The sequence below is a fragment of the Bordetella sp. 2513F2 genome (assembly GCF_054642735.1).
The window spans coordinates 203,603-228,927 of record NZ_CM137755.1; the positions used below are offsets into that span (position 1 = coordinate 203,603).

The 25,325-nt window shown below is 67.3% G+C and carries 22 protein-coding genes; 14 read left to right on the plus strand and 8 right to left on the minus strand.

Annotated features, from left to right (window positions below):
* Positions 1-19: 19 nt before the first annotated feature.
* Positions 20-556, minus strand: coding sequence for a 2,4'-dihydroxyacetophenone dioxygenase family protein (locus ACYBYQ_RS00975; protein WP_459616521.1), 537 nt, complete (start codon positions 554-556; stop codon positions 20-22).
* Between the two features lie 176 nt (positions 557-732).
* Here ACYBYQ_RS00975 and ACYBYQ_RS00980 point away from each other — a divergent pair, with 176 nt between their 5' ends.
* The 4 genes from ACYBYQ_RS00980 to ACYBYQ_RS00995 all read left to right on the plus strand — a co-directional run bounded on the left by ACYBYQ_RS00980 (position 733) and on the right by ACYBYQ_RS00995 (position 4,840).
* Positions 733-1,683: a LysR family transcriptional regulator gene (locus ACYBYQ_RS00980; RefSeq protein ID WP_459616522.1), complete on the plus strand. Its 951-nt coding sequence runs from the start codon at positions 733-735 to the stop codon at positions 1,681-1,683.
* Positions 1,684-1,775: 92 nt separating this feature from the next.
* A complete protein-coding gene (locus tag ACYBYQ_RS00985) occupies positions 1,776-2,864 on the plus strand; it encodes an isocitrate/isopropylmalate dehydrogenase family protein (RefSeq protein WP_459616523.1) in 1,089 nt (362 codons plus the stop codon).
* A 10-nt stretch (positions 2,865-2,874) separates the two neighbouring features.
* Positions 2,875-3,807, plus strand: coding sequence for a ketopantoate reductase family protein (locus ACYBYQ_RS00990; RefSeq protein ID WP_459616524.1), 933 nt, complete (start codon positions 2,875-2,877; stop codon positions 3,805-3,807).
* Positions 3,808-3,871: 64 nt separating this feature from the next.
* Complete coding sequence (locus ACYBYQ_RS00995; RefSeq protein WP_459616525.1) at positions 3,872-4,840, plus strand: Bug family tripartite tricarboxylate transporter substrate binding protein; 969 nt, start codon at positions 3,872-3,874, stop codon at positions 4,838-4,840.
* A gap of 40 nt (positions 4,841-4,880) precedes the next feature.
* On the opposite strand, the gene ACYBYQ_RS01000 is transcribed toward ACYBYQ_RS00995, so the two are convergent.
* Positions 4,881-5,216 (minus strand): glycine zipper 2TM domain-containing protein, encoded by a 336-nt coding sequence (locus ACYBYQ_RS01000; protein ID WP_459616526.1) that lies wholly within the window; start codon positions 5,214-5,216, stop codon positions 4,881-4,883.
* Between the two features lie 222 nt (positions 5,217-5,438).
* Here ACYBYQ_RS01000 and ACYBYQ_RS01005 point away from each other — a divergent pair, with 222 nt between their 5' ends.
* A complete protein-coding gene (locus tag ACYBYQ_RS01005) occupies positions 5,439-6,119 on the plus strand; it encodes a hypothetical protein (RefSeq protein ID WP_459616527.1) in 681 nt (226 codons plus the stop codon).
* Positions 6,120-6,259: 140 nt separating this feature from the next.
* On the opposite strand, the gene ACYBYQ_RS01010 is transcribed toward ACYBYQ_RS01005, so the two are convergent.
* From ACYBYQ_RS01010 to ACYBYQ_RS01025, 4 genes are read right to left on the minus strand one after another with little or no spacing between them, the layout of a single operon-like run.
* Positions 6,260-7,057 (minus strand): carboxymuconolactone decarboxylase family protein, encoded by a 798-nt coding sequence (locus tag ACYBYQ_RS01010; RefSeq protein ID WP_459616529.1) that lies wholly within the window; start codon positions 7,055-7,057, stop codon positions 6,260-6,262.
* Positions 7,035-7,526, minus strand: a complete 492-nt coding sequence (locus tag ACYBYQ_RS01015; protein ID WP_459616531.1) for a (R)-mandelonitrile lyase — start codon at positions 7,524-7,526, stop codon at positions 7,035-7,037. The genes ACYBYQ_RS01010 and ACYBYQ_RS01015 overlap by 23 nt, the downstream gene beginning before the upstream one ends.
* Before the next feature lie 24 nt (positions 7,527-7,550).
* On the minus strand, positions 7,551-7,955 hold the full coding sequence (locus ACYBYQ_RS01020) for a (R)-mandelonitrile lyase (protein ID WP_459616532.1): 405 nt from the start codon (positions 7,953-7,955) through the stop codon (positions 7,551-7,553).
* 55 nt (positions 7,956-8,010) lie between these two features.
* A complete protein-coding gene (locus ACYBYQ_RS01025; protein ID WP_459616533.1) occupies positions 8,011-8,367 on the minus strand; it encodes a cyclophilin-like fold protein in 357 nt (118 codons plus the stop codon).
* 126 nt (positions 8,368-8,493) lie between these two features.
* Between ACYBYQ_RS01025 and ACYBYQ_RS01030 the strand changes: the two genes are divergently transcribed.
* From ACYBYQ_RS01030 to ACYBYQ_RS01050, 5 genes are all read left to right on the plus strand, one after another.
* Positions 8,494-9,396: a LysR family transcriptional regulator gene (locus ACYBYQ_RS01030; protein WP_459616534.1), complete on the plus strand. Its 903-nt coding sequence runs from the start codon at positions 8,494-8,496 to the stop codon at positions 9,394-9,396.
* 143 nt (positions 9,397-9,539) lie between these two features.
* Positions 9,540-10,457: a GAF domain-containing DNA-binding protein gene (locus ACYBYQ_RS01035; RefSeq protein ID WP_459616535.1), complete on the plus strand. Its 918-nt coding sequence runs from the start codon at positions 9,540-9,542 to the stop codon at positions 10,455-10,457.
* Between the two features lie 149 nt (positions 10,458-10,606).
* Positions 10,607-11,752, plus strand: a complete 1,146-nt coding sequence (ampH, locus tag ACYBYQ_RS01040; protein WP_459616536.1) for a D-alanyl-D-alanine-carboxypeptidase/endopeptidase AmpH — start codon at positions 10,607-10,609, stop codon at positions 11,750-11,752.
* Positions 11,753-11,769: 17 nt separating this feature from the next.
* Positions 11,770-12,975 carry a hypothetical protein gene (locus tag ACYBYQ_RS01045; RefSeq protein ID WP_459616537.1) on the plus strand — a complete coding sequence of 402 codons (1,206 nt, stop codon included), beginning with the start codon at positions 11,770-11,772 and terminating at the stop codon, positions 12,973-12,975.
* 34 nt (positions 12,976-13,009) lie between these two features.
* Positions 13,010-14,566: a serine hydrolase gene (locus ACYBYQ_RS01050; RefSeq protein WP_459616538.1), complete on the plus strand. Its 1,557-nt coding sequence runs from the start codon at positions 13,010-13,012 to the stop codon at positions 14,564-14,566.
* A gap of 9 nt (positions 14,567-14,575) precedes the next feature.
* On the opposite strand, the gene ACYBYQ_RS01055 is transcribed toward ACYBYQ_RS01050, so the two are convergent.
* Positions 14,576-20,743, minus strand: coding sequence for an autotransporter outer membrane beta-barrel domain-containing protein (locus tag ACYBYQ_RS01055; protein WP_459616540.1), 6,168 nt, complete (start codon positions 20,741-20,743; stop codon positions 14,576-14,578).
* Between the two features lie 165 nt (positions 20,744-20,908).
* Between ACYBYQ_RS01055 and ACYBYQ_RS01060 the strand changes: the two genes are divergently transcribed.
* The 3 genes from ACYBYQ_RS01060 to ACYBYQ_RS01070 all read left to right on the plus strand — a co-directional run bounded on the left by ACYBYQ_RS01060 (position 20,909) and on the right by ACYBYQ_RS01070 (position 23,520).
* Positions 20,909-21,295: a VOC family protein gene (locus tag ACYBYQ_RS01060; RefSeq protein WP_459616541.1), complete on the plus strand. Its 387-nt coding sequence runs from the start codon at positions 20,909-20,911 to the stop codon at positions 21,293-21,295.
* A 148-nt stretch (positions 21,296-21,443) separates the two neighbouring features.
* The gene (locus ACYBYQ_RS01065) at positions 21,444-22,502 is read left to right on the plus strand and encodes a Bug family tripartite tricarboxylate transporter substrate binding protein (RefSeq protein ID WP_459616543.1); all 1,059 of its coding nucleotides are present in this window, start codon (positions 21,444-21,446) and stop codon (positions 22,500-22,502) included.
* Between the two features lie 28 nt (positions 22,503-22,530).
* Complete coding sequence (locus ACYBYQ_RS01070) at positions 22,531-23,520, plus strand: TauD/TfdA dioxygenase family protein (protein WP_459616544.1); 990 nt, start codon at positions 22,531-22,533, stop codon at positions 23,518-23,520.
* A 52-nt stretch (positions 23,521-23,572) separates the two neighbouring features.
* Here ACYBYQ_RS01070 and ACYBYQ_RS01075 read toward each other — a convergent pair whose 3' ends face one another.
* Positions 23,573-23,710 (minus strand): hypothetical protein, encoded by a 138-nt coding sequence (locus ACYBYQ_RS01075; RefSeq protein WP_459616546.1) that lies wholly within the window; start codon positions 23,708-23,710, stop codon positions 23,573-23,575.
* A 336-nt stretch (positions 23,711-24,046) separates the two neighbouring features.
* Between ACYBYQ_RS01075 and ACYBYQ_RS01080 the strand changes: the two genes are divergently transcribed.
* A complete protein-coding gene (locus ACYBYQ_RS01080; RefSeq protein ID WP_459618674.1) occupies positions 24,047-25,321 on the plus strand; it encodes an MFS transporter in 1,275 nt (424 codons plus the stop codon).
* Positions 25,322-25,325 lie beyond the last annotated feature (4 nt).

Here is a 25,325-nt window from a genome sequence, read left to right on the forward strand (position 1 = left end):
GATCCGGCGCCGACTGCGCCTAGCGGATGAACTTCTCGATGTAGTCGTCCGGGAGCCCGATCGCCTTGTAATGGGCGCGGGCGGCCTCCAGCTTGGTAAAGACGTCCTCGTACGCCAGGGCATTGCCTTGTGGATCGACGTAGGTATAACCGCCTGTCACGTGGAACCAAGTGATCATTTCATCCACCCCCTCCGGCACTACGAGCGTATGCGTCTCGCCGGCCGGTTCATGTGCGTAGGATCCTTCCTCAGCGATCCAGTCGTGCTCCAGGTAGCGCCAACGCCCTTTCAGCACGATGGCATGCACGGCCCCTGTGTGGCGATGACGCGAGAGGACGCCAGCCTTCCGCACGCGCAACAGGTTCACGTAGTAGCCGCCCGTCGTGCAGAGCAGCAGCGGCTTGAACGAGACGGAATCGGTCACGGGGACCCAAAAGGTGTCATTCTCAAGCCACTCGCCGAGTACGCCGAGATGCACCAGGTCTGGCGACATGTACGGGACCTGGGGTAAGGCATAGGGAATAGGCAACGCGTCGGGCTTTGTGCGGGTATTCATGGAAGCAGCTCTTTCGAGGTTCGGTGGAGGGTTGAGTGACGAAAATTCTAGGGTTGCGTCGGACTACTGCCCATGCCTCTGCACGCAAACCGGCTGTTCCATCCGGGCAAAGCACGTCCTGGCGCCCTGGGCACCGGTAGACTAGGAAACAGGGAGACTCTCTACCGGTACATAAAATGAAGCTTGATCCCGTGTCGCTTAGGCTTTTCGTCGCAGTGGTGGAAGAAGGCAGCATCGCCAAGGCGGCGCAGCGGGAGCACATCGTTGCGGCGGCGATCAGCAAACGCATCGCGGAACTCGAGGCCATATTCCGCGCGCCGCTGCTGAATCGCAGTCATCGTGGTGTCGTGCCCACGGTTGCCGGCCTTACCCTGCTGCGCCTGGCCCGGCATGTCGTTCATGTCCTCGACGACACATATGCGCAGATGGTCGACTATGCCGTGGGCGCGCGCGGGCAATTGCGGGTGTATGCAAACATCTCGGCAATCACCCAGTTCCTGCCGGAAGACCTCGCTTCGTTCAGCAAAGCGCATCCCCAGATCCAGATCCTCCTGGAAGAAAGAAACAGCGCCATCACGACCAAGGCCGTTGCCGATAATGAAGCCGATGTGGGCATCTACACACTGCAGCCGCACAGCGATCCGATCGAAACGCTCGAGTACGAACACGACGATCTGGTTGTGGTTCTCCGCAACGATCATCCGCTGGCACGGCGCAGCAGCGTGAAGCTATCAGAGCTGCTGGACTGGGATTTTGTTGGCCTCAGGGAAGGTAGCGCCATAAACAGGAAGCTTGAGGAAGCCGCCTCTGCGTCGGGGCAAGCCTTGCGGCTACGGGTGCATGTCACCAGTTACGATGCCCTGTGCCTGATGGTAGGCGCAGGTATGGGCATCGCTGTGGCGCCTAGGCGATCCACGCGCTTTTATTCGTCCGAATTGGGCCTTGGCGAAGTGCAATTGGCGGAGCCCTGGGCAAAGCGGCAATTGGGTATATGCGTTCGCTCTGTGAGTACGCTGCCCGTGGTGGCCAAGATGCTGGTGGAGCACCTCCAGGCCTGTGCCGCCCGCCGCCGCGGGATCGAACCTGCTGCGCAAGGGGGGCAGGGACCGGGTCATCACCTTTCGTGACGCCCCCCCAACCACTTATTGCTTCTCAGGGATTCGCGGACGCCAGATGATTCCAGCACGCTACACGAACGATGTGGCCGCTGGAGAATCCGATGAGCAATGCCAAATACAAGATCGTGCTGCTTCCAGGAGATGGAATCGGCCCTGAAGTGACCCATGCCGCAGTCGAGGTGCTCAATGCCGTAGCCGGCTCGCATGGGCTGGATCTCGAGTACATCACTTATCGTGCGGGAGCCGGCCTCTATCGCGAGACTGGCGAATCGATGGCGGAGGCCGATATGGCGGCCTTGCCGCAGGCCGACGCAATCCTCCTGGGAGCAATGGGCTTGCCCAGCGTACGCAAGCCCGACGGCACCGAGATCGCGCCTCAGATCGACATCCGGGAACGCTATGGCTTGGTGGCAAGCCTGCGACCGTGCAAGTATTTCCCGGGCGTGCCGACGCGGATCAAGGCCGACCAGGTAGACATGCTGGTCATCCGCGAGTTGACCGAAGGCCTGTTCGCCGGCCGCCACGACGTGCTGCGGCCGAGCAACGAGTCTGCCAGCGACCGCCTCGTCATCACGCGCGCCGGTTGCGAAAAGCTCTTCAAGATCGCATTCGAGCAGGCCCGCTTCCGTCGACGCGCCTATGGAACGCCGGGCCATGTGACGCTGCTCGACAAGGCAAATGTCTTGCGCAGCAACGCCTTCATGCGCAAGGTCTTTGACGAGGTCGCCCTGCAGTATCCGGATATCGCAACCGACCGCTTGTATATCGACGCCGGTTCGATGATGTTCGTCACCAACCCGGAACGCTACGACGTCGTGGTCACCGAAAATGTCTTTGGCGACATTACTTCGGAGATCGGGGCTGGCGTGGTCGGCGGGCTGGGCGTAGCGCCCTCGGCCGATGTGAACGATGAAATGGGGGTATTCCAGCCCAGCCACGGGACTGCGCCCGACATAGCAGGCAAGGGCATTGCCAATCCCGTCGCGATGATTCTTTCGGCGGGAATGATGCTGGACTGGCTTTCCGACAAGCACAAGGACGAACGTTGCGCCAAAGCTGCTGCCGCCCTGCGTGCGGCCGTGGGGGAGGTTCTGCTGAATGGCCCCAAGACGGGGGACATTGGCGGGCATGCGTCAACCGGCGAGGTGACGGCGGCCATCGTCGGTGAACTGAGCAAAGTCCTGGCTTGAGGAGTCCGTCATGGCGAAAGTAGCGATTGTCGGGTGCGGCGCCATGGGCTCGGTATACGCCGGCCTCATGGTGAGCGCGGGCCATGAGGTTCACGCGGTGTGCCTGTGGGAAGACCACGTGGCGGCCATGAACCAGAATGGCCTTCGGGTGGAAGGCGCGAGCGGCGACCGTACCGTTCCCATCAAAGCAAGCCTGACCACCGATGGGATCGGCCATTGCGACGTGGTCATCATTGCCACGAAGGCCTTTGATGTCGAGGCGGCGGCGAAGTCATCACTGCCGCTGATCGGCGCCAGTACGGTGGTCCAGACCATACAGAACGGTCTGGGCTCGCCGGAAAGGGCTGCCGCAATACTGGGAAGCGAGCGCATCGCCGTTGGTGTCGTGGGCGGATTTGGCGCATCCATCAAGGCACCCGGCCACGCGCATCACAACGGCATGGAAATGATCCGATTCGGATCCTATGGATCGCTGCCGCGTGCTGACCTGGAGCGCTCTGCCGATGTATGGAGATCCTCCGGCTTCCAGGTGGCGCTCTTTGACGATGTCGGTCAGATGGTCTGGGAGAAGCTGATCATGAACGTCGCTTTCTCCGGCACCACGTGCGCCACGGGGTTGACGATCGGCGGCGTGATGTCCCATCCGGACGCCTGGCGTGTCGCCGAAAGCTGCTCGCGCGAAGCCATTGCCGTTGCGCGGGCCATGAACATCCGCCTCGATGTCGGCGATGACCCCGTCGAGCATGTCAGGAGGCTGGGGAGCAAGATTCCCAATGCGCGCCCATCGATGCTGCTGGATCATCTGGCCAGGCGGAAATCGGAGGTCGACGCCATCAATGGGTATATCCCGCTGCTGGGTGCGAAATACGGCGTGCCCACACCGGTGAATGAGACCCTGGTAGGGATCATCCGTGCGCGGGAGAGCCACTTCGTCACAGCCTGACAGCCTGCGACCCTCGGGGCCGGCTGGCGTCGGCACCCAGATAATCACTAGAAAGGAGACAGAGATGAGAAAGCTACATAGGGCAGTGGTGGGTGTCGTCGCTGCGCTGGCCTGCAGTACGGCCATGGCGCAACAGTACCCTGACAAACCCATCCGCATCGTCGTTGGATACGCGCCGGGCGGATTCACCGATGTGGCCGCACGGCTGGTGGCCGGCGATCTGCAGAAGCGCCTCGGCCAGCCCGTCGTCGTCGAGAACCGTCCCGGCGCCACCGGAACGATTGGTGCGGACGCGGTCGCGAGGGCAGCGCCGGACGGATATACGCTGTTGCTGGCGCACCAGAACTCAAATGCCGTGGCGCCCGCCCTCTTTCCCAAGCTTCCCTATGACGTGAATACCGATTTCACGCCTATCGCGCGGATCGCCAGCACGCCTCTCCTGCTTGTGGTGGGCCCGGCGGCTAATGCAAACTCCGTGAAGGACGTAATCGAGGCTGCCAAGAAGAACCCCGGCGGATTGAAGCACGGCTCCTCAGGCGTAGGGAGCTCGCAGCACTTCGGGGCAGCGATGTTCATGCAGGCAACGGGCACCCAGATGCTGCACGTGCCTTATAAGGGAAGCACGCAGGCAATTACCGATCTGCTTTCCGGGCAGATCGAGCTGAACTTCGATTCCCCACCCCCCACACTCAGTTTCATACAGGCGGGCAAGCTGCACGCCCTGGCGATCACCAGCGACGAACGTTCCCCTTTGCTTCCCGATGTTCCCACCATGGCTGAAGCCGGTGTTCCCGGCTTCGAGTTCAGCCAGTGGTTCGGGCTGGTCGGGCCGGCGGGGCTCGCACCCGAAGTCGTCCAGACGCTCAACAAGGCCGTGAATGAGTCGCTCAACGATCCGGTAGTGCGCGACAAGCTGGTGTCGCTGGGCGCAACGCCTCTGGGCGGGACGCCGGGGCAGTTTGCTGAGGTCATTAAGAAAGACTCGGCCAGGTTCGCGGCTCTGGCGAAGGAGCTTGGGATAGCGCTGGAGTAGGGCGCTGCCACATCCGTGGCCGCGCAGCCGCGAATTGATATCAGTGCCGATGGCGGTGCCAGTTGCCGCGATGACGGTCGTGATCCCGGTACCCCGCCCGCTTGTAGGCGTGATGATGGCGGCCGCGGTCGCGGTTCCAGTGGCGGCGGCCACGGTCGTCGTCGTCGGTGATCACGTGCCCCAGTACGCCGCCGGCCGCGGCGCCACCCAGCGTGACCCAGGGATCGCGATCAGAGAGCAGTGCGCCGGCCACGCCGCCCAGGCCGGCGCCGATGATCGTGTTGCGCCCCTGGTCGTCGGCCAATGCCGTGGTGCTGATGCCCAGCGCCAGCAGGGTTGCGGAAAAAGCGTGAACCAGTCGTTTGGTGAGGGTCATGATTGTTCTCCTGTGGCGGGGTGCCGCTGCGTATGCGGCCATGCATGCGTTCGGATGAACCGGAATCGCCCGCCTGGAGGACAACTTAGCACTTCAGGTCTGTGTCAGTCAGGCAGACAGGGATACGGTATGTTTAAGCTGTTTCAGTCGCTTTCTTTACCTGGGGCCTCGATGGGCGCGATGATTGCCGCGGAATGGTCCGGGCCTTGAATTGCACGCGACATGACCGTACTGTCCGCCCTGCTCTACTTTCTCAGCCACCACCCGTTTCTTTCGATGCTGCTCCTGGCGCTGGCCGCCCTGGCAGTAGGCGCGGCGATTGCGCGCCGGCGCAGGAACGCCGCATGGTGCGCGCTGGGCGTGGCGGGCCTGGTCCTGGGCATGGTCAACATGTTTGCCGGCTCGATGGCGAATGCCCTCTTCCTCAATGCTTTCGGCACATACGGCACTGCGGTCATCACGCATGCCGAGGAAACCAGCTCCCAGCTCAACGAACGGAACATCTGGGCCTACGACGCGGTGATGAAGACCGCCGACGGCCGCGACGTGGAGATCCATTTCGATACGCTCTCGGCCAGCCTCTATCCGGTGCGCAACAGGATCGACATCCCGCCCGTCGGCGAGCGCTTCGTGATCAAGTATGTGCCAGGCTTCGAGCGCAATGTGGCTATCATGCGGGACGAGTCGCCGTTCGGCAGGCGGCTGCTCGTTGCGCAGGCGCGCGCACCGGTGGAGCGTGCGGCTGCCCGGCTTGCCGCCAGTCCGGATAACGACGTCTTCAGGCAGGAATACCGCGCGGCCCTGCGGGCATTCCTGGAGCGCCACGGAAGCGACGCGGAGCCAGGGGTGGTCGAGCGTTACCGCGAGGCGTTGCAGGCGCTGGCGCCGCACGGCGCCAGATAGCCTGAAAGGTCCGGGCGAGATGGGCGCAGGGATCCGTACGCAAGCCACTTACAGCCGTTTTCCGGGTAGCCGCGCCGTGGCCAGCCCAGCGACGGCATGCCAGACATTGCGCCAGCCGTCGAGGGCGGGCCGGGCGCCGCTCAGCGCTGCCGGGCGCCCAAGGTGGCGGCCAGCTGGCGGTCCAGCGCTTCCTCGGCCCTGCGGCCGTTCTCCGCGCCCACGCGTTCGGCCAGCACCTGGCCGAGCTGGCGCAATTGCGCGGCGGTGAGACCCACGTTCATGCTGATGCGCATGTGCGCCTGCAACTGGGACTCGGCCCCGGGAATGGCCGACAGCATTCCCAGCGTGGCGAGTTCCCGGCTCTGCCAGTCGAGGTTGTCGCGCTCGAATATGTCGCCGAACAGATGGGTCTTGAGATACTCGTCGATGGCGGGCGCGAAGTCGAACAGCGCGCCTTTCACCGGTCCGCCGGACAGCTTGGTCTGGTTGGCGGTGCCGGCCTGCAGCAGCGCCTCGCCGGTCGGAATGGGCCGGCCCGGAAGACGTCCGGGCGCATCGGCGATGCCGCGCTGCCTGCGGGATTCGAGCACCTTCATCAGCTCGCCCAGTGCGTTCAGGCTGCGCGGGAAGCCGGCGTAGGCGTAGAGCTGCACGAGGATTTCCTTGGCCTCGTTCACGGCCAGGCCCGCATCCAGGCCCTGGTTCAGGGCTTCGCCCAGCCCGGCGAGGTCGCCGGCCGCGGCGAACGCGGCGATCGGCACGATGGCCTGCTGGCGGGCGGTCAGCGTCTCGGATGCGGCAGCAGGGGCTGCCTGGGTCATGGTTCCCGGCTGCGTTGCGGGCGCGTGGCCTGCGGCCATGGCGCAGTCCAGCGACAGGGCAAGGGCGCCGGCCAGCAGTGCCCTGCTGCGCCGATTAGCGGGCGTTGTATTGTTCATCGCTGACTTTCTCCATCCAGGTGACGTTCTTGCCATCGAGCGTGCCGGTCACGGTCAGGTGGGTCATGGCGGTATGGGGCGCCGCGCCGTGCCAATGCTTGACGCCCGGCGGGCACCAGACCACGTCGCCCGGCCGGATTTCCTGGATGGGCTTGCCCCATTCCTGGGTGAGGCCCACTCCCGAGATCACCACCAGCTGCTGGCCGGCCGGATGGGTATGCCAGGCCGAGCGCGACCCGGGCTCGAACGTGACGAGTCCGCCCGAGGCATTGATATGTTCGTTGGCCGGCCAGACCGGGTCGATGCGCGCCCGGCCGGTAAAGAAAGTCTCGGGCCCGGCAATGGAATGCTGGGCGCCCGCGCGCGTGATCTGCGCACCCTGCATTTGCGCCTGCGGCTCGGCCGCGCCGGCAGTCGATGCCAGCGTGGAGAGGGCGCACACCAAGAGCTTCAGTGTGTGTGTCTTCATGAGAGAGGATCCCCGATAGTGATGTCAGGCCGGACCGGCCAGGTACTGCGCATCGGTGACGTGTTCCAGCCACTCGACGTTCCTGCCGTCCAGGGCTTCCTGTACGGCGATATGGGTCATGGAAGTGGTGAGCGTTGCGCCATGCCAGTGCCGGTGTCCCGGCGGGCACCAGATGACGTCGCCTGCCCGGATCTCGACTATCGGCTCCCCCTCGCACTGGGTCCAGCCGCAGCCCGCGGTGACGATGAGCGTCTGGCCCAGGGGATGCGTGTGCCAGGCGGTGCGCGCGCCGGGCTCGAAAGTGACGCTTGCGCACGACACGCGTGCGGGCGCAGGAGGACTGTTGAGCGGGTCGATCCGGACGTTGCCGGTGAACCACGCTGCCGGGCCCTTTACCGAGGGCTGGGAGCCCGCGCGTTTCAGTTCCATGATTGGCTCCAGTGATGGACGGTTGTTTGCCGAGGCATTGCTTGCGCGACCTGCCTCAAGGTGTGGTGGCGATTTCTATGCGGACGTCCAGCGGACCGGGCGCCTCCAGCATCCGGGCGTCGCCCCGGATGCGGCCCAGCTTGACCAGCCCGCGGGAATGGCCGAAGTCGCGGTAGAAGAGGGCGAGATTGCCCCAGGGCGCGTAATAGGCGATGTCGCCAGGAGCCGGCGTCATGCCGGCCGGCGCGCCGGCCGTGGACAGCCGCCCGGGCAGTTGCGCGATCTTCTCGGTGCGGCTGTAGTCCTCGAGGTCGAGCGTGAGCGGCAGCATGGCGATGAAGTCGCGCGCGGCCGCGTTGTCTTCCAGGGTGGCCTGGAGCGCCTTGCCGGCGATGGTGATGCGGACTTCCATGGGGGGCCTCCGGGATTGCATTCGGGCCGCATGGGCGTCGCCCGCGGCTTACACGAAACTGTAGAGACCCGGGATTTGCGTGAGAAGACCGTAAAATCCGTATGCTCTAGTGCACGGAATTCACCAATGTCCAGGGAGAACCTCAACGACCTGCGGGCTTTCGTGGTGGTGGCGCGCGAACGCAGCTTCACGCGGGCGGCTGCCCAGCTCGGCTTGTCGCGCTCGGCGCTCAGCCATGCCATGTCTGCGCTGGAGTCCAGGCTGGGCATGCGGCTGCTGACCCGCACGACGCGCAGCGTTTCCACGACCGAGGCAGGCGCAAGGCTGTTCGAAACCCTGGCGCCGCGGCTGGACGAGATCGATCAGCAGCTGGAGTCGCTCAGCGACCTGCGCTCGCGGCCCGCCGGCACGGTGCGCATCACGGCGCACGACCACGCCATTTCCACGGTGCTCTGGCCGCGCCTGCTGCCACTGCTGCGCCGGTATCCGGACATCAATGTCGAGTTCAGCGTGGACTACGCCTTCACCGACATCGCGGCTGGCCGGTTCGACGCGGGCGTGCGCGTGGGCGACCGGGTAGACAAGGATATGGTGGCGGTGCGCATCGCGCCCGACCTGCGCATGGCGGTGGCGGCATCACCCGGGTACCTGGTGGGCAAGCCGCTTCCCGTCACGCCGCACGACCTCACGCGCTACCGCTGCATCAACCTGCGCCTGCCCACGCATGGCGGCCTGTATGCGTGGGATTTCGAGAAAGACGGGCAGGCCATCAACGCGCGCGTGAATGGCCAGACCATTTTCAACAACACCTACCTGATGCTCCAGGCGGCGCTGGACGGCATGGGCCTGGCCTACGTGCCATTCGACCTCGTGCAGCCGCACATCGAGGCGGGCCGGCTGGTTCCGGTACTGGAAGACTGGTGGCCCTCGTTTCCGGGGTACCACCTCTATTACGCCAACCGGCACCACACTTCCCCGGCATTGGGGCTGGTGATCGAGGCCCTGCGCTATCGCACCCCCTCGGCGTAACTTCTTGTCATTTGCCGATACGAACGTGAAAATCACGGTGCGGTGGCGTGCGGCCGGGTTTTCGCCGCTGCGGCTGCAGCAGGGCAGTCATTGGCAGCGCGGCAGCGCATGGCGATACGCCGGCGGCCGCAAGGGGAACCGACGTGACGGACGCTGGCAAATACAAGATCCACAACCCCATCGGCCTGGAGACCGGGCCTGCACGAGACTGGCTTTATCGCTGCGCGATGAACCTGCTCAAGTATCCGGTCGACCAGGCCATCTCGGAGCAGCTCGCGCACATGGGCGAGACGTCAGACGTGGACAGGGCATGGATGATCGAGTACCGGCCCGACATGCTGCGGTTCCGCAATACGCATGAATGGTGCAGGGGCCATACCCGGCCTTTCGTGGCGGAGCTGCAGGATGTCCCGACCACGCTGATCGCCTGGCTGCACCGGTACATGGTGAAGGGGCAGGCGGTGGCCGTGCACGACGTGACGGGCCTGCCGCGTACCGCAAGGGTGCTGCAGGTGGAGTTCCTGCGCCAGGGCGACAAGAGCGTGCTCAGCGTGCCGGTGTTCCACGAGAACAGGCTCCACGGCATCATCGGCTTCGATACCACCGTGAAGCACCGGACCTGGTCTGCAGCCGAGGTCGGCGCGCTGTATCAATGCGCGAACCTGATCGGGCAGGCCAGGTACTCGGACAGCCGCAGCCACGAAAGGATGGCGACGTACGAGAGCACCACGCCGCTGATCTACCTGAGCCGGCGCGGGGTGGTGCAGGGCGTGCAGCCCGAGTCCATCGTGGGGGTGCGGTCGGCGGGGAACTACAGCGAGATATGGCTGGAAAACGGATCCATGGTGCTGGATTCGCGGGCGTTCGGGGTGTGGTCGACCCTGCTGCCGGAGAAGATCTTCTTCCGCATACACAGAACTGCCATCGTCAACGCCCTGCATGTCGTGGACGTGGATCGCAGAAGCGTGGACAAATGGCTGATCCGGATGCGGTCGGCCGACCGAGACTGGCCCGTGTCGCGTTCCTACCGGAGATGCCTGCGCGAGCGCATGGGGATCTGAGCGCAACAGCGGGTTGTGGTCTGCCAGGCAATGTGCAATTCGTCACGCCGGCATGTTGGTTCGTCCTGGCGATGTGGTCATTCTCCGGGGTTTTGGGATGATCGCGCTTGCGGCGGAATCGCCGCTCCGGATTCCCCAGGAGAATCGGCATGCCGGCGTCCCGCCTCCTCTCGCGCTTTACCCGTATTGCACTGGCCTCAGCCTGCGTGCTGGGCGGCCACCAGGCGGCCGCCGCCGACCTGGCCCTGGAGGATTCCGTCTCCATGGCCGGCATGCAGCTTTACCTGAACTCCGGTGCGCCGGGCCTGATCATCGCGGTGGTACGCGGGGATGACAGCGTCATCCAGGCGTACGGCGAGACGGCGCCGGGCAGTGGCATCGAGCCCGACGCCCATTCGATCTTCCGGATAGGGTCGGTGTCGAAGGTGTTCGCCACCGATGTGCTGGCGTCGCTGGCCGCGCAGGGCAAGCTCAGGCTCACCGACCCGCTGTCCAAGTACGCGCCTGGGCAGGCCCGGGTGGAAGTGAACGGGCGTCCGATCACGCTGCTGGATCTTGCCACGCATTCCGCGGGGCTGCCGCGCGAACTGCCGGACCCCGATGCCGCGCCGTCCGACAACCCTTTCTCCGCATTCCAGCGCGACTATTACTGGAAATGGATCGGAAGCAACAAGCCGGCCTATGCGCCCGGCACCACCACGCTTTACTCGAACCTGGGTTTCGGCCTGCTGGGCGACGCGCTGGCGAAGGCGGGCGGGGCGGATTATCCGGCGGTGCTGGCCAAAGAGGTGCTCAGGCCGGCCGGCCTCACCGATACGGCCATCACGCTCGACGACGCACAGAAGAAGCGCCTCATGATCGGGCTCGACCCTTTCGGCCAGCCCGATCCCAACGTCGAGGTGACCGACGTGATGCATGCCAGCGCGGGCATCTACTCCACGGCGGCCGACATGGTGAGCTGGATGCGCTGGCACCTGGACGGCGCCCGGCAGGCGAAGGAAGCCTTCGCGCTGGATCATGCCCTCTGGCTGCCTTACGACGGGCTGGCGTCCGCCGTGGGCACCGAAGTCACGGACGCCGACGGCATGGGGCTGGGCTGGGTCGTGACCCTGCCGCGCAACGGAACGCCGCTGCTGCTGGGCAAGAGCGGCGGGCTCGGCGGATTCATGAGCTACGCGGTGCTGTCGCCGAATCGCCGGCTGGGAATATTCGTCGTTGCAAGCCGCGTGAACTTCGCCATGTTCGACAACATCCACGCGCAGGTGCGCGAAGTGGCAGCCGAGCTGGCGCGGTGAGTGGTTCTGGGCAACTCATGACGCGCGGCTCCATCGGCCCGTTGTGGCGGCGCGCGGCGCGCCTGGCCCCGGCTGGCATGAGCACGGCCGTGACGCTGTTGGCCATGGGCATGCAGGGCGCGTTGGCGCAGGACGCCCCGGACATCTTCAAGACCGAGATATTCCTCACGCCCTACAGCCAACTGGGGGAAGGGGAAGACCACTATCCACGGCTGAACGGCCGGTTCCTGCTGCTCAACGAATATACGGGCTACTTCGGCATCCGCGACGACAATGGGCAGATCCCGCGCTCGCACTGGAGGAGCGTGCAGCCCACGGTGGAGGCCGCGCTGGTATGGCAGCTGACACAGCGATTCTCGATCCGCTCCAAGGCCACGCTGGATTCGGCCAGCAACGAAACGAAGGACAGCGCCTATTCCGACCTCGGAGTCGGCATGAAGAACCTGTTCGCCGCCTACACCGCCGACAGCTATGCGCTGTATGGCGGCAAGATGGACCTGGGCTTCGGCGATGCCTGGCACATCATCGACGGCCTGTACAGCGGCTTCACCGAGGGCTCGGAGTACCGCGGATCCATCGGAGTGGGCGGGCGGCACACCTTCGGCGCCGCCGGCCATGGCACGCACTCCCTGGCCGCGGTGCTGTTCAAGCGCGACGACACCCGCCTGAACCGGCGGCTCAGCTTCGACCGCGGCTTCGTCCGTCCCGACGCGCCGCCGCCGTTCAGCAACCAGCTTGAGTCCTTCATCGTCTCATACGATTTCCGCGATCTGCCGGGATGGGAAGGCATCTCCGGCGGGGTCGACGCAGGCCGGCTGCATGCCGAGCCCGGCCAGGGCGAAAGCGCCAATACGGTTTCCGCCAGGCTGCGCTACGACGCGACGCTGGCCGGCGGATGGAACCTGGGCTGGTTCAACGAAGCCACGTTCTCCAGCGCCTTCCTGGGCATCCCGGTTTCCAACGGAAATGGCGTGACGTCGATTTCGCTGTCCCGCGATCGCTGGCAGATCACGACGACGGCCGCCGTCCGCAAGCTGTCGGGCAACGACGACAGGCTGGCGCGCTACGGGCTCAAGGACGGCTGGGACTGGGGCGTGTCGGGCGCCGTCACGTACGTGACCCCGATCGGCATCATCGTGCAGGCCGGGCTGACGCACCAGACGGACCAGGCGCTGCGCATCAACCAGGGCGTTTTTCGCATCGCCTATCAAGCGGGATTCTGAGGTCACCATGTCAATCAAGAACAAGAGAGCGCTCATGCCATGGGCATGCCTGTTGGCGCTGGGCTGCTCGATGACGGCCTGGTCGCAGACCGTCTCCATCGAGAGCCGGCCCAGCCCGCCGGCCGATGCCATCGCGATCCCGCAGGGCAGTCGGGAACGCGCAGTCGAGGACCTGCCGCGGATCGTCGCCGACATCATGCAGCGCAGCCGCGTGCCGGGGATGGCGGTTGCCGTGGTCATCGATGGCAAGACGGTATTTGCGCAGGGCTATGGCACGCGGGAGCTCGGCAAGCCGGCCGCCGTGGACGCGCAGACGGTGTTCCAGGTCGCATCGGTTTCCAAGTCGATCTCGGCCACCGTGGCGGCGATCGAAGTGACCCACGGCGTGGTGGCATGGGACGATCCCGTGTCCCTCTACCTGCCGGGATTCCGGCTGAGCAATGCGTATGTGTCGGCGCATGCCACGATCGGCGACTTCTTCGCGCATCGCTCGGGGCTGCCCGCCACCGCCGGCGACGACCTCGAAGACCTGGGATACACGCGCGATGACGTCATTGCCCGCCTGCAGGCGCTGCCGCTGGACGATTTCCGGACTTCCTATCACTACGCCAACTTCGGCACGACGATAGCCGCGGAGGCGGTTGCCAGGGCAGCGGGCCGCCCCTGGGAGCAACTGGCCGATGAACGCCTGTTCAAGCCGCTGGGCATGAAGGCCACGAGCTATCGCCACGACGACTTCATCGCTCGCGGCAATCGCGCCGCGCTGCACGGCTACCAGAAGGGCGCGTTCCTGCCGCTGGGGCAGCGCGACGCCGACCAGCAGGCGCCTGCCGGCGGCGTCTCCTCCAATGTCGTGGACCTGGCAGAGTGGCTGAAGCTGCTGCTGGCCGACGGCAGACATAAGGAGCGTGAACTGGCGTCCCCCGGGGCGCTGCTGCCGGCCTTGTCGCCGCAGTCGTTCAGCGCCCGCGCGCACGAGGTCGCGGCGCGCTCGGGCTTCTACGGTTATGGCTTCAACGTCAACACCGAACTGGGCGGCCGCCCTTCCATGGGGCATTCCGGCGCCTTCCTGCTGGGTGCCGGCACGTCGTTCAGGATCGTGCCGTCGGCCGGCATCGGCATCGTGGTGCTGACCAATGGCGCGCCGGTGGGGGCGGCGGAATCCGTGGTGGCGGCGTTCATCGACACCGCCCTCTACGGCAAGCCCACGCGCGACTGGTTCGCGGCCTACAACGGGGCGATGCTGGGCTTTTTCGAGCCGCAGGCGGACCTGTCGGCGCAGCAGAGGCCCGCGCAGCCCGTGCCGGCCAGGGCGCCGGGGCAGTACACCGGCCGTTTCGACAATCCCTATTACGGCGCTGCCGAGATCGTGCAGGTCGATGGCGCCCTGACGCTCGTCCTGGGGCCCGGGAAGATGCGGTTTCCGATGCAGCACTGGGATGGCGATACCTTCGCCTTCGTGCCGGCCGGGGAAGCCGAGCTGGTCGACTCCCTGGCCTCCATCGTCTTCACCATGGAGCAGGGGAAGGCCCGCGGCTTCGACATAAAGTTCTACGATGCGGACGGCCTGGGCCGCTGGACCCGGAAGTAGCGGCCCGCTTCAGAAGCGATAGGCTGCGCGCAGGGTCAGCGACTGGTCGCGATAGTGCCCGGCCGCGCGCAGCGCATATTCCGTCTTGAGTTCCAGCCCGCCGCGTGCGAGATACTCGAGGCCGGCCGACAGGTTGCGGTAGCTTGCCGGCATTCCGGATTTCAGCGAGAACGGCGCGGCATCCAGCGCGCTGAGCTGCACCGTCGTCACGACCTCGCCGCCTTTCAGGAAGCTCATCCCGCCGGCGACATAGCCGCGCAGCGTCGAGCCATCGGCCAGGTCCCGGCGTCCGCCGGCTTCGAGCATGGGCGTGACCATGAAAGAAGTGGTGTCGCTGCCGTGGACCTGGAGGTCGAACAGCCCGGCGCCCTGTTCGCGATAGCCCTTCTGGCGGATGTGGTTCACGTCGAGATCCACGTAGGGACGCAGATACCAGGAAGGCCGGCTGAACTCGTAGGCCGCCCGCACCCGGCCCGCGAGGAAGGACGATTCGGGCTCGCTCTTGGCGACACCGCCGAGCGTGCCGCGCGACATCCTGCTCTTCTCCAGGCCGCCATGCGCCGCAAACGTGAGTTGCCAGGGCGCGTGGTTGTACTTGAGGGCGAGGCCGCCGGAGAACGTGTCGCTGTTGCCCGACAACCCGGATGACGTGGTCTTCCCGTAGGCGTAGCTCAGCGACCCGGCCACGAACCAGTCGCGGCGGATCTCGCGCTGCGCGCCGACCGTCAGCGTGTTCTGGCGGATGCGGTAGCCTTCGTCATCGGCGGTGGCGTCTCGCCGCGTCCAGTTGGTGTCCGCCCGCGTCCAGGCGCAGTTCCCTTCCCGCAGGATGGTGCCTTCCCCCACGAAGGCGGGGCAGCTCATCATGCGGCTCATCGAGGCGTAGGAGGCATGCATCTGATTGGCGGCGCGGGCAAACTGGCCGTCGTGGGCGATGCTGTCCAGCGCATCGTGGTACTGGTCTTCCGTCTGGATGCCGGTGAGCTTGTCGAACAGCGCTGCGCTCTGCTTGCTGCCCTGGTTCCACAGGCCCTGCAGCGATCCGGCGATATTCGCGTGGTCCTGGCTGGCGGAGAAGGCGTCGGGGGTGAAGTCGGCGTCCACCGAGATCAGCGGGTCGCGCAGGCCCTCGCTGTTGTTGTTCTTCAGCGTATAGCTGAACAGCGGCGTGTCGCTTGCGGTGGCCGGTACGCTGGTCTGCGGCGCGTCGAAGTGGCCTATCCCCAGCCAGACGCCTTTCACGGGATTGTGCAGCACCGGATGCACCGTACCCGAGAACGTAGACGGGCCCGAGACGGAAATGAAGTCGCTGTTGTGGCCCGCAAAATCCAGATCCGGCCGGTAGGCGCCCTGGTTGTCCAGCGTGCCCTGTATCCGCGTGGCCACGTAGGCGCCCGGCCCGCCGGGGTTCAAGGCGCCGGCGTTGTGCAGGGCGCCCTGGAATTGCGTACCGCTGTACAGGCTGGCGCCGGCGCGGTTGTCGAAGGTGCTGCCGCTGCCCATCAGCACGTCGCCCGCCACGGTGCCGCTGTTGCTGACGGCAGTCGGGCCGGATGTCTGGATCGCGGTCTTTGCCTGGATGGTGCCGGCATTGGTGATCGTCGTGCCGGATCCGGGCGTCACGGCGAGAATGCCCGTCCCGGACGTGCGGCTGGCGCTTACCCATGCCTGGGATGCCAGGGCGATGGAGATGGCACGGCCGCCTCCGTTGGCGCCATTGCTCACGGCCACGATGGCCGGCGCGCCGGCGCCGGTGGCCAGCACCGCGGCTTGCTGGCCGATCGAGATGCCGATGGGGCCGCCATACGCCAGCTGGTTGCCGGGCGTGCCGTACTGGTAGAGGGCGCCGTCCTTGAAGACCCCGCCGCCGCCCACGCTCATTGCCAGGATGGCGGGCGCATTGGCGCCATGGGTCTGGACGGTTCCTCCGATGCCGATGTCGATGTTGACGCTGTTGCCGTTGCCCAGGCCGGCGGTGAGGCCCGCGGTCTGTAGGACGCCCGGCGTGTACCGGGCGGAAGACTGGTCTCCGGCCAGCCCGCCCCCGCCGCCCACGCTTTGCGCGAGCAGGCCGATGGCGCCGTCGCCGGAGGTGGCTACGGATCCGGCGATGGAGAGGCGTACCGCGCCGCCATCGCCTCCGTAGGCCGGGGACGCCACCGGCTTCAATGCGACCAGGCCGGGCCGGGTTGCCAGGCCGGCAATGCCGCCGCCGCCGCCCACGCTCTGGGCAACGATGGCATGGGCATTGGTGCCCGATGTCGAGATGCGGCCGCCCACGTCCTGGATCACCGAAACGAGACCCCCCAGGCCGTTCATGTGCGTGTTCGAGCCGAACGTGACGTTGGCGGGGCCGGCTGCGGGCCGGGCGCCGTCGTCGAGGGTGGCGTAGCCGCCGCCCCCACCCACGCTTTGCGCCAGGATGCCGAATGACAGCACGCCTTGCGTGGCGATGGTGCCGCCGGTGTTCGCGACGGCGACGTCGCCGCCGTTGCCGATGACGCGGGCAAACGGCAGGCCGCCGCCGGTGGTGGCGACGTTGCCGAGATGGATACGGGTCTCGTCCAGCGATGCGCTGGACGAGATGGCTGCCGTTCCCCCGCCGCCGCCGACGCTCTGCGCGAGGATGCCGGGAGAGAATGGCCCCTGCGTCGCGATGCTGCCGGCGTTGTTTGCCACGTTGACTGCGCCGCCGGAGAGGCGGACGTCCCCCCAGGCGCCGGCGCCCTTGAATTCGCCCCCGAGGGTGACCGCCAGGCTTGCTGTCTGCCGCAGCGCGGCCGGGCTGGCGTTGCGCAGGCCGAGCGTGGCGAGTCCGCCGCCACCGCCCACGCTTTGCGCCAGGATGCCGGCCGAAGTGCCGCCGCGGGTGGAGAGCGCACCGCCATGGATCACGCTGCTCGCACCGCCGGTATTTGCCGCGGCAGCCGGCATCTGCGTGCCCGCGGCGCCCAGCGCGATGGCGGCAGTGGAGTTGCTCCCGAAGAACAGCGGCTGGTCCACCGCCGACACGCCGCCGCCGCCCCCCACACTCTGCGCAAGAATGCCGGGGGCCTGGTAGCCCTGGGTGCCGATCCGGCTGGCCGAGGCGCCGGCATCGACCATGACCACGCCACCGGCGCCGCTTGCCCCGTCCAGGCCGCCATTGCGCAGGTTGATCGAGCGCAGGGCGGAGCCGCCTTTGCTCGCAAGAATCTCGACCACGCTGGCGATCTTCTCGATGATCTCGGGGGCGGCATTGCCCGCGGCTGCCTCCACCGCGTCCTGCAGGTCCTGGCCGCTGGCCGTGCTGCGTCCGCCGCCGCCGCCCACGCTCTGCGCCACGATGCCGGCCGAACCATCGCCCCGGGTCGTGACGATGCCGGTGATGCGGACGATGGCGGGATCGGACGCGCTGCCGCCGCCCGCCCCCCCCGCGCCGCCGCTGCCGCCGGTCTGGTGACTGACGGCGACCTGCGGCAGCGCCAGGGTGTATGCCTCCGAGACCGTCGATTCGGCGGCATGTATCAGCGCATCGAGGCTGGAGAGCAGGCTCGAGGCCCCGCTCGAGTCGATCATCCCGGCGTTGCCGCCGCCGCCGCCGATGCTCTGCGCAATGATGCCGGGCGCGTGATCGCCCCGCGTTGCGATGGCGCCGTCGTTGCGCACGCTGAACGGGCTGGCAGCGCCGCCTGCGCCGCCGCTGCCCCCCGTCGTGATGCCGACTGACAGGTCCACGGCCTTGCTGAATTCCACCTGCGGTCCCGTCTCCAGCCATGCCGCGGCCTTTTCCAGCAGGCCGGGCAGGGCGGTGGGGGAGCCGAGGATGTCGTTGAACGAAGCGGCGTCATGCGCCTGGACGATGCCGCCGTTGCCGCCCCCTCCGCCCAGGCTCTGCGCCACGATGCCGGCGGATCCCGCGCCGGAGGTATCGATGATGCCGGCGTTGCCGTTGCTCGCCTGCACCCGGCCGCCATTGCCGCCGTGGCCGCCCTGCGCGCCATGCCGCAGGCTGAATTGCAGCGTGACCAGCGACGAGCCGATGGTGGGCGTCTTCACCGGCGCGAGCACCCCGCCGCCATTGCCGCCGCCGCCGCCGATGCTCTGGCCCACCATGCCGCTGCTCTGCGCCGCCGCCGTACTGATGGAGCCGGCATTCGAGAGTGTGACGGCGCCGCCGTCGCCGGCTCCCTGGCCCGCGCCGCCGTTGGATATCGCCAGCGTGACGGTGCCGCTCGGGTTGTCTCCGGTAGGCGGCGCGATGGTCACGGTGCGCGAGTTCGCCAGGCCGCCGTTGCCGCCCCCGCCGCCGATGCTCTGCGCCAGCAGGCCGTTGCTCTGCGCGCCCAGCGTGGCGATCGCGCCCGGACTTGCCTGCGTGAACGAGACGGTGCCGCCTGCGCCGCCGCTGCCGCCCTTGCCGCCGTTGGCCAGCGTGAAATTCAAGCCCACGCCGACGCCGACCGCGTTGGCCGACCCCGCGCTGCCGCCGCCGCCGCCGATGCTCTGCAGGACGACGGCCGAGGCGTTGTCGGCGCGCGTGAGGATCCTGCCTTGCGAGGAGAACCGCACCTGGCCGCCGTTTCCCGCCGCACCGCCGCTGCCGCCGATGGCGATGGAGGCGATCACGCCCGTGGCATTGGCGTCTCCGCCGAAGCCGCCGCCCCCGCCCACGCTCTGTAGCGACACCGCAGGGCTGTGGTCGCCCCAAGTGTCGATGCTGCCGGTATTGGCCATGGCAATGTCCTGGCCCGCTCCGCCCGCCCCGCCGTGCCCGCCGCCCACGGCAATGATTCCGTGGCTGGGAGAGGCCAGGCCCCCGCCGCCGCCTGCGCTGCCGGCGATGACGGCGGCGGCGTCGTTGCCCCGCGTGGTGATGACGCCGGCGTTGGTGATGGTGATGGCCTGGCCGGCAATGGCGCCCGCCCCGCCGTTGCCGCCGTGCCCGAATGCCCCGCTGCTCCCTCCCGGCCCGCCTTCGCCGCCCAACGCGCTGGCCACGATGCCTTTTGCGCCGACGGTGTCGCTCGAGCCGGTCGCGATCGTGCCGGTGTTCGTGATGGTGATCGCGCCGGGCGTTCCGCCCGCGCCGCCATCGTGTCCGTCGGCCCAGGAGCCGTTGCCGCCATTGCCGCCGTGGCCTCCCTGGCTGAGCGCATAGATGCCGATGGCGCGGTTGCCGGCCGTCGTGATCCTGCCGCCGTTCTCGACGATGACCTGGCCCGCATTGCCGCCCCCCGCGGCCTTGGTATCGGTGGCGTTGAGCGTGGAGGCATTGCCGCCCACGGAACGGGCGAGCACGCCGTACACGCCGTCGCCCAGGCCCGTGACGGTGGACGAAGACGACGAGGTGAACGTGACGGTGGACGCGTCGCCGCCCCGCCCGGCATTGCTGTGGCCGCCGAAATCGCCGGAATGCGATGCCGCGCCGCCGCCGCCCCCTTGCGACAGCAGGCCCACGGCCGCGCTGGAGGCGCCCGGACCGGGCGCGCGTGCGGTGACCGCCGTGGCGCCCTGCAGGATCACGGTGGCCGCGCCGCCGGTGCCGCCCCAGCCGGAGTCCCGCCGGCCGCCGAACCCGTTCACCCGGGCGCTGTCGCTGCCGTCGCCGCCCCAGGACTGGGCAGCGATGCCGAAGCCCGTTCCCGTCACCGTGCTGCCGGCAACGGTAAGCCTCGCCAGGTGCCCGTCTCCGCCTATCCCATAGCCGCCATTGGGCCCGTTGGCATATCCGTACAGGCCGCCCCTGCCGCCGGCCGAATATAGATCGATGCCGCGCCCGGCAGCGGTGACGACGCTGTTCGAGACGGCGTAGTCGATGTTCCGCCCGCCTCCGCCATTGCCGCCCCAGTGGCTGAAATTGATGGAGGAGTCCCGGCCGTTGCCGCCGCTGCCCCCGCTGACGTCGATCAGGATGCCTGCCTGCCCGGCGGCGCCCGCTGCGATGTGCAGGTTGGCGTCACCCTGGATGAAATCCCGCTGCCCCCATTGGCCGTCATGGCCGTTGTCCGGATTGCTGCCGCCCGAGCAGCAGGTGCCGTCCGCGCCGCGGTAGACATAGGCCCGCGGTTCGGACTGGGCATGGGCCGGCCGCCAGAACGCGGGCAGCGTGAGGATGCCCGCCTGCAGGAAGAGCGCGAGCCACGAGGACCTGAGGCCACCGCGGGCAGGATGGGGGATACACTGGGTGGGCATCATGGTGCTGCATCGGCGTGGAAATGCGGCAGATTAAGAAGATCGCCGTGCGCGAGACAATATCGGGATGACGAATCGACAATCCCGTCTGATGAGTGGCCTTTCGGGCAGCCCCCGGCCGTCATCACCACCGCCAATGGCGCCTGTATCGACAGGAGGAGGCAAGCCATGAAGATCGTCGTAACCAGTGTGCTCGTGGACGACCAGGCGAAGGCGCTGGCCTTCTACCGGGACGTACTGGGTTTCGAGTTGAAGCACGACATCCCCATGGGGGCGCATCGCTGGCTCACCCTGGTTTCGCCTGGCGATCCCGACGGGGTGGAACTGCTGCTGGAGCCCGACGCGCACCCCGCCACGCGGCCGTTCAAGGCGGCGCTGAAGCAGGACGGGATACCGTATACGTCCTTCGGCGTGGATGACGTGCATGCCGAACATGCGCGGCTGTGCGCGGCCGGCGTGCGCTTCACCCAGCCTCCCACGGCCATGGGCCCCGTCACCACCGCGATATTCGACGACACCTGCGGCAATCTCATCCAGATCGCCCAACGGCACTGAGCGGCCGGGCTGCTGCGCCGCCGGCGGGCATGGCGGCCGGGCCATTTAGCTCATGACGAAAACTTCGTTCGCATGGGCGGCGGAGGCTTCTAGACTTTTTCGCTCATGCAGCACATCGCTGCATGGCTGAGAGATTCAGGAGCATCCCATGCGTCGTATCGTCCTGGCCGCACGCCGCCGTGTATTGCTCGCATTGCTGGCCGGCGGGGCAGCGGCGGGCGGTGCCTGGAGCCCGCCCGCGCATTCGCAAGAGGCCGGGCCGGCGCCGTGGCAGCCGAGCCGCACGCCGGAGTTCATCGTGCCCGGCGGCGCGGGCGCCGCGCTGGACCTGGCTGCGCGCCAGCTCACGGAGATCCTGGCGCGCGAGAATCTCGCGCCGCCCTTCGTGGTCACCAACAAGCCCGGGGCCCATTCCATCCAGGCGCTGGAGGCCGTATACCGGCAAGGCGGGGATGCGCATACGCTGGCCACGCTGAGCAGCGGCTACGTGACCAGCCAGGCCCAGGGCGCGTTGCCGCCGCACCTGCAGACGCTCACGCCGCTGGCCACGCTGTTCCGCGAGTTCGTCGCAGTCGTGGTGCGCGCCGACTCGCCGCTGCACAGCGCCCAGGACCTTGCAGGCAGCCTGCGCCAGGATCCCGGGGGCTTGTCCATCGGCATCGCCAATACGCTGGGCAATCACATCCATCTCGGCGTCGCCCAGCCGCTCCGGCAGGCCGGCGTGGAAATCCGCCAACTGCGCATCGTGCCCTACAAGTCGTCGGCCGAGTCCATGGGCGCCCTCATCGGCGGGCACCTGGACGTGGTCGCTGCCACCACGCCCAACCTGGTCCCGTATCTGCAGAGCGGCCGTGTCCGCGTGCTCGCCATCGGCTCGCCGCAACGGTTGTCCGGCGCCTTTGCCCAGGCGCCGACGTGGAAGGAGCAGGGCATCGACTACGTCAACAACGCCTACCAGGGCGTCATGACCGTGCCTGGCGCCACGCCGGCGCAGAAGGCCTACTGGGTGGAGGCGTTGCGACGTGCGACGCAAACCCGGCAATGGCAGGATTTCGTGGCGCTGAATCAGTGGGAACCGGTGTTCCTGGGCCCCGAAGAAACCGCCAGCGCCATCCGCAGCGAAGTGGTGCAGACCCATGCGCTGCTCGATGAACTGGGATTGATCCCGCCAGGCAACCCCCGCGTGGCCCGCGCGTCTTCCCCTTGACCTCCGTCGCTCCGAGAAGGATCCGTCCATGAACATGCACCTGAACCTGAGCCCGCAGCAATTGTCGGCGCAGAACCTGGAATCGGCCCTGGCCGCAACGCCGCACCTGGAGGTGGCGCCGCAGTCCGCGCACATCGGGGCGCTGATCCGCGGCGCCGACCTGCGCGAACCGCTGACGGCGCAGGAAGTGCACACCATCCGCGCCGCGCTGCTGCGCTGGAAAGTGGTGTTCTTCCGGGACCAGCACCTCAGCCATGCCCAGCATGTGGCGTTCGCGCGCCAGTTCGGCGAACTCACTGTGGGCCACCCGGTGTTCGGCCATGTCGAGGGATATCCCGAGCTCTATTCGGTGGCCAAGCACCGCAAGGCCAATCGCCACAGCGGCGAGCCGGAATACCGGCCCTGGACGGGCTGGCATGCCGACGTGACGGCCGCGCACAATCCGCCCGCCGCGTCCATCCTGCGCGGCGTCACGATTCCGCCTTACGGCGGCGATACGCAATGGACCAACCTGGCCGTGGCGTACGAAGCCTTGTCGGCGCCGCTCAAGGGCTTCGTGGAAACCTTGCGCGGCGAGCATCGCTTCGCGCCGCCACCGGGCACGCAGGCCTCGGATGAATACCGGCAGCTGGTGCAGCAGCACACGCTGGTCACCGAGCACCCGCTGGTGACGGTGCATCCCGAGACCGGAGAGAAAGTGCTCTACGTGAGCCCCGGATTCCTCAAGCGCATCGTCGGCCTGCGCACGCGCGAGAGCCGCGTGCTGCTGGAGCTGTTGTGGGAACACGCCGTATCCAGCGAATATACGGTGCGCTTCAAGTGGGAGGCGGGCTCGATCGCCTTCTGGGACAACCGGGCCACCGCGCATGTGGCGCCCAACGACATCTTCGCGCTGGACTTCGACCGGCAGCTCTACCGCACCACCCTGGTGGGCAGCGTGCCCGTCGGCGTGGACGGGCGGCCATCGACTGCCGTGGAAGGCGACCCGGTGCTGGCCGCGCATGGGAGCGCCTATTAGGCCGCCGGCTGTTGCCTAGCCGCTCTGAATGATCGCGGGGGACATCCGGCTGTCAGCCGGCCTCCTCCTTGCTTTCCGCATGCAGTTTCTTCTGTATTTCGCTGACGGCGTCGTGGAGCACCGCGACTTTCTCCTTCAGTGAATTGCCCGATAGCCGCCGCTTCAGTGCGGAAATGCTCAATGCGCCCACGGCACTGTTGCAGTGCGGCAGTGCACTACGGCTGTGCCCTGCTGCACCGCAACGTCACATGCCTTCTTGTCCGTTCGTGAAGCTGCGCCACCGCGGCCGCAGGAGAAAAACCCCTGCCGCGAGACCTGGCATGGCGTTTGCTTGTTTCTCCCTCGTGCGGGTCCCCGATCCGCCGGCACCTACGAATTTCTGAGCGGCCTTCGGGCTTCCTGGACAACGGCGTCCTACGCAATCCGGTCTACCACCGGCTGCGCAGGACGCCGTTTTTGTTTTGGTGGGAGAAAGACCTTGGACAAAGCGACCCGCATCGAGCTTTTCACCCTGCGCACGGTACCCATGCGCGTGTTCCATCTCACCTGGCTGGCCTTCTTCGTCTGCTTCTTTGCCTGGTTCGCCTGCGCGCCGCTGATGCCGGTGATCGTGCGCGAGTTCGCGCTCACGCCCGGGCAGGTCGCCAACATCAATATTGCGGCGGTGGCGGTGACCATACTGGTGCGGCTCATCGTGGGCCCCTTGTGCGACCGCTATGGCCCGCGGCGGGTCTATGCGGTGTTGATGGCGCTGGGCGCCATCCCGGTGTTCGCGGTGTGCTTCGCCGATGACTACCTCACCTTCCTGTTGTGCCGACTGGGCATAGGCGCCATCGGCGCGAGCTTCGTGATCACCCAGTACCACACGTCGGTGATGTTCGCGCCCAACGTGGTCGGCACCGCCAACGCCACGAGCGCAGGCTGGGGCAATGCGGGCGCCGGGGCATCCCAGGCTTTCGTGCCGCTGCTGTTTGCCGGCGCGCTGCTGCTGGGCCTGGGCGAGACGTATGCGTGGCGGGGTGCGCTGGTGGTGCCGGGCGTCGCGCTGCTGATCATGTCGGCGCTGTACTGGCGCTATGCCCAGGACTGCCCTCAGGGCGACTACCTGGCGCTGCGCCGGCAGGGCGTGGCGGTGGGGTCGGGCAAGAACGGCGGCTGGGGCAGCTTCAAGGCCGCCTGCGGCAACTACAAGGTCTGGATGCTGTTCGTCACCTATGGCGCCTGCTTCGGCGTCGAAGTGTTCATGCACAACGTCGCGGCGCTGTACTACGTGCAGCATTTCGAGCTGTCGCTCGAGCGCGCGGGCATGGCGGCCGGGATCTTCGGCCTGCTGGCGCTGTTCGCCCGGGCGCTGGGCGGCTGGCTGTCGGACAAGCTGGCGGGGCGGCGCGGCATCGAGGTCCGCTCGACCCTGCTGTTCGTGCTGATCGTGGGCGAGGGCCTGGGCCTGCTGTGGTTCGCGCATGCAGGCCACGTGGGCGTGGCCATCGTCGCCATGGTGGTGTTCGGGCTGTTCACGCACATGGCCTGCGGTGCCACCTATGCGCTGGTGCCGTTCGTGGACCGCAAGGCGCTGGGCGGCGTGGCGGGGATCGTGGGCGCCGGCGGCAATGTGGGTGCGGTGGCCGCGGGATTCCTGATGAAGGGCGTGGGCGACATGCAGCAGACGCTGACCTTGCTGGGGGGCTTCGTCACGGTGTCGGCGCTTTGCGCGCTGGCCGCCAGGCTGAGCGCGGAGCACGGTGCCGAACCGGCCGTCCTGCCCGGCGGGGCAGCGGCGGCGGGCGGCGCGTCGCAATGACGGG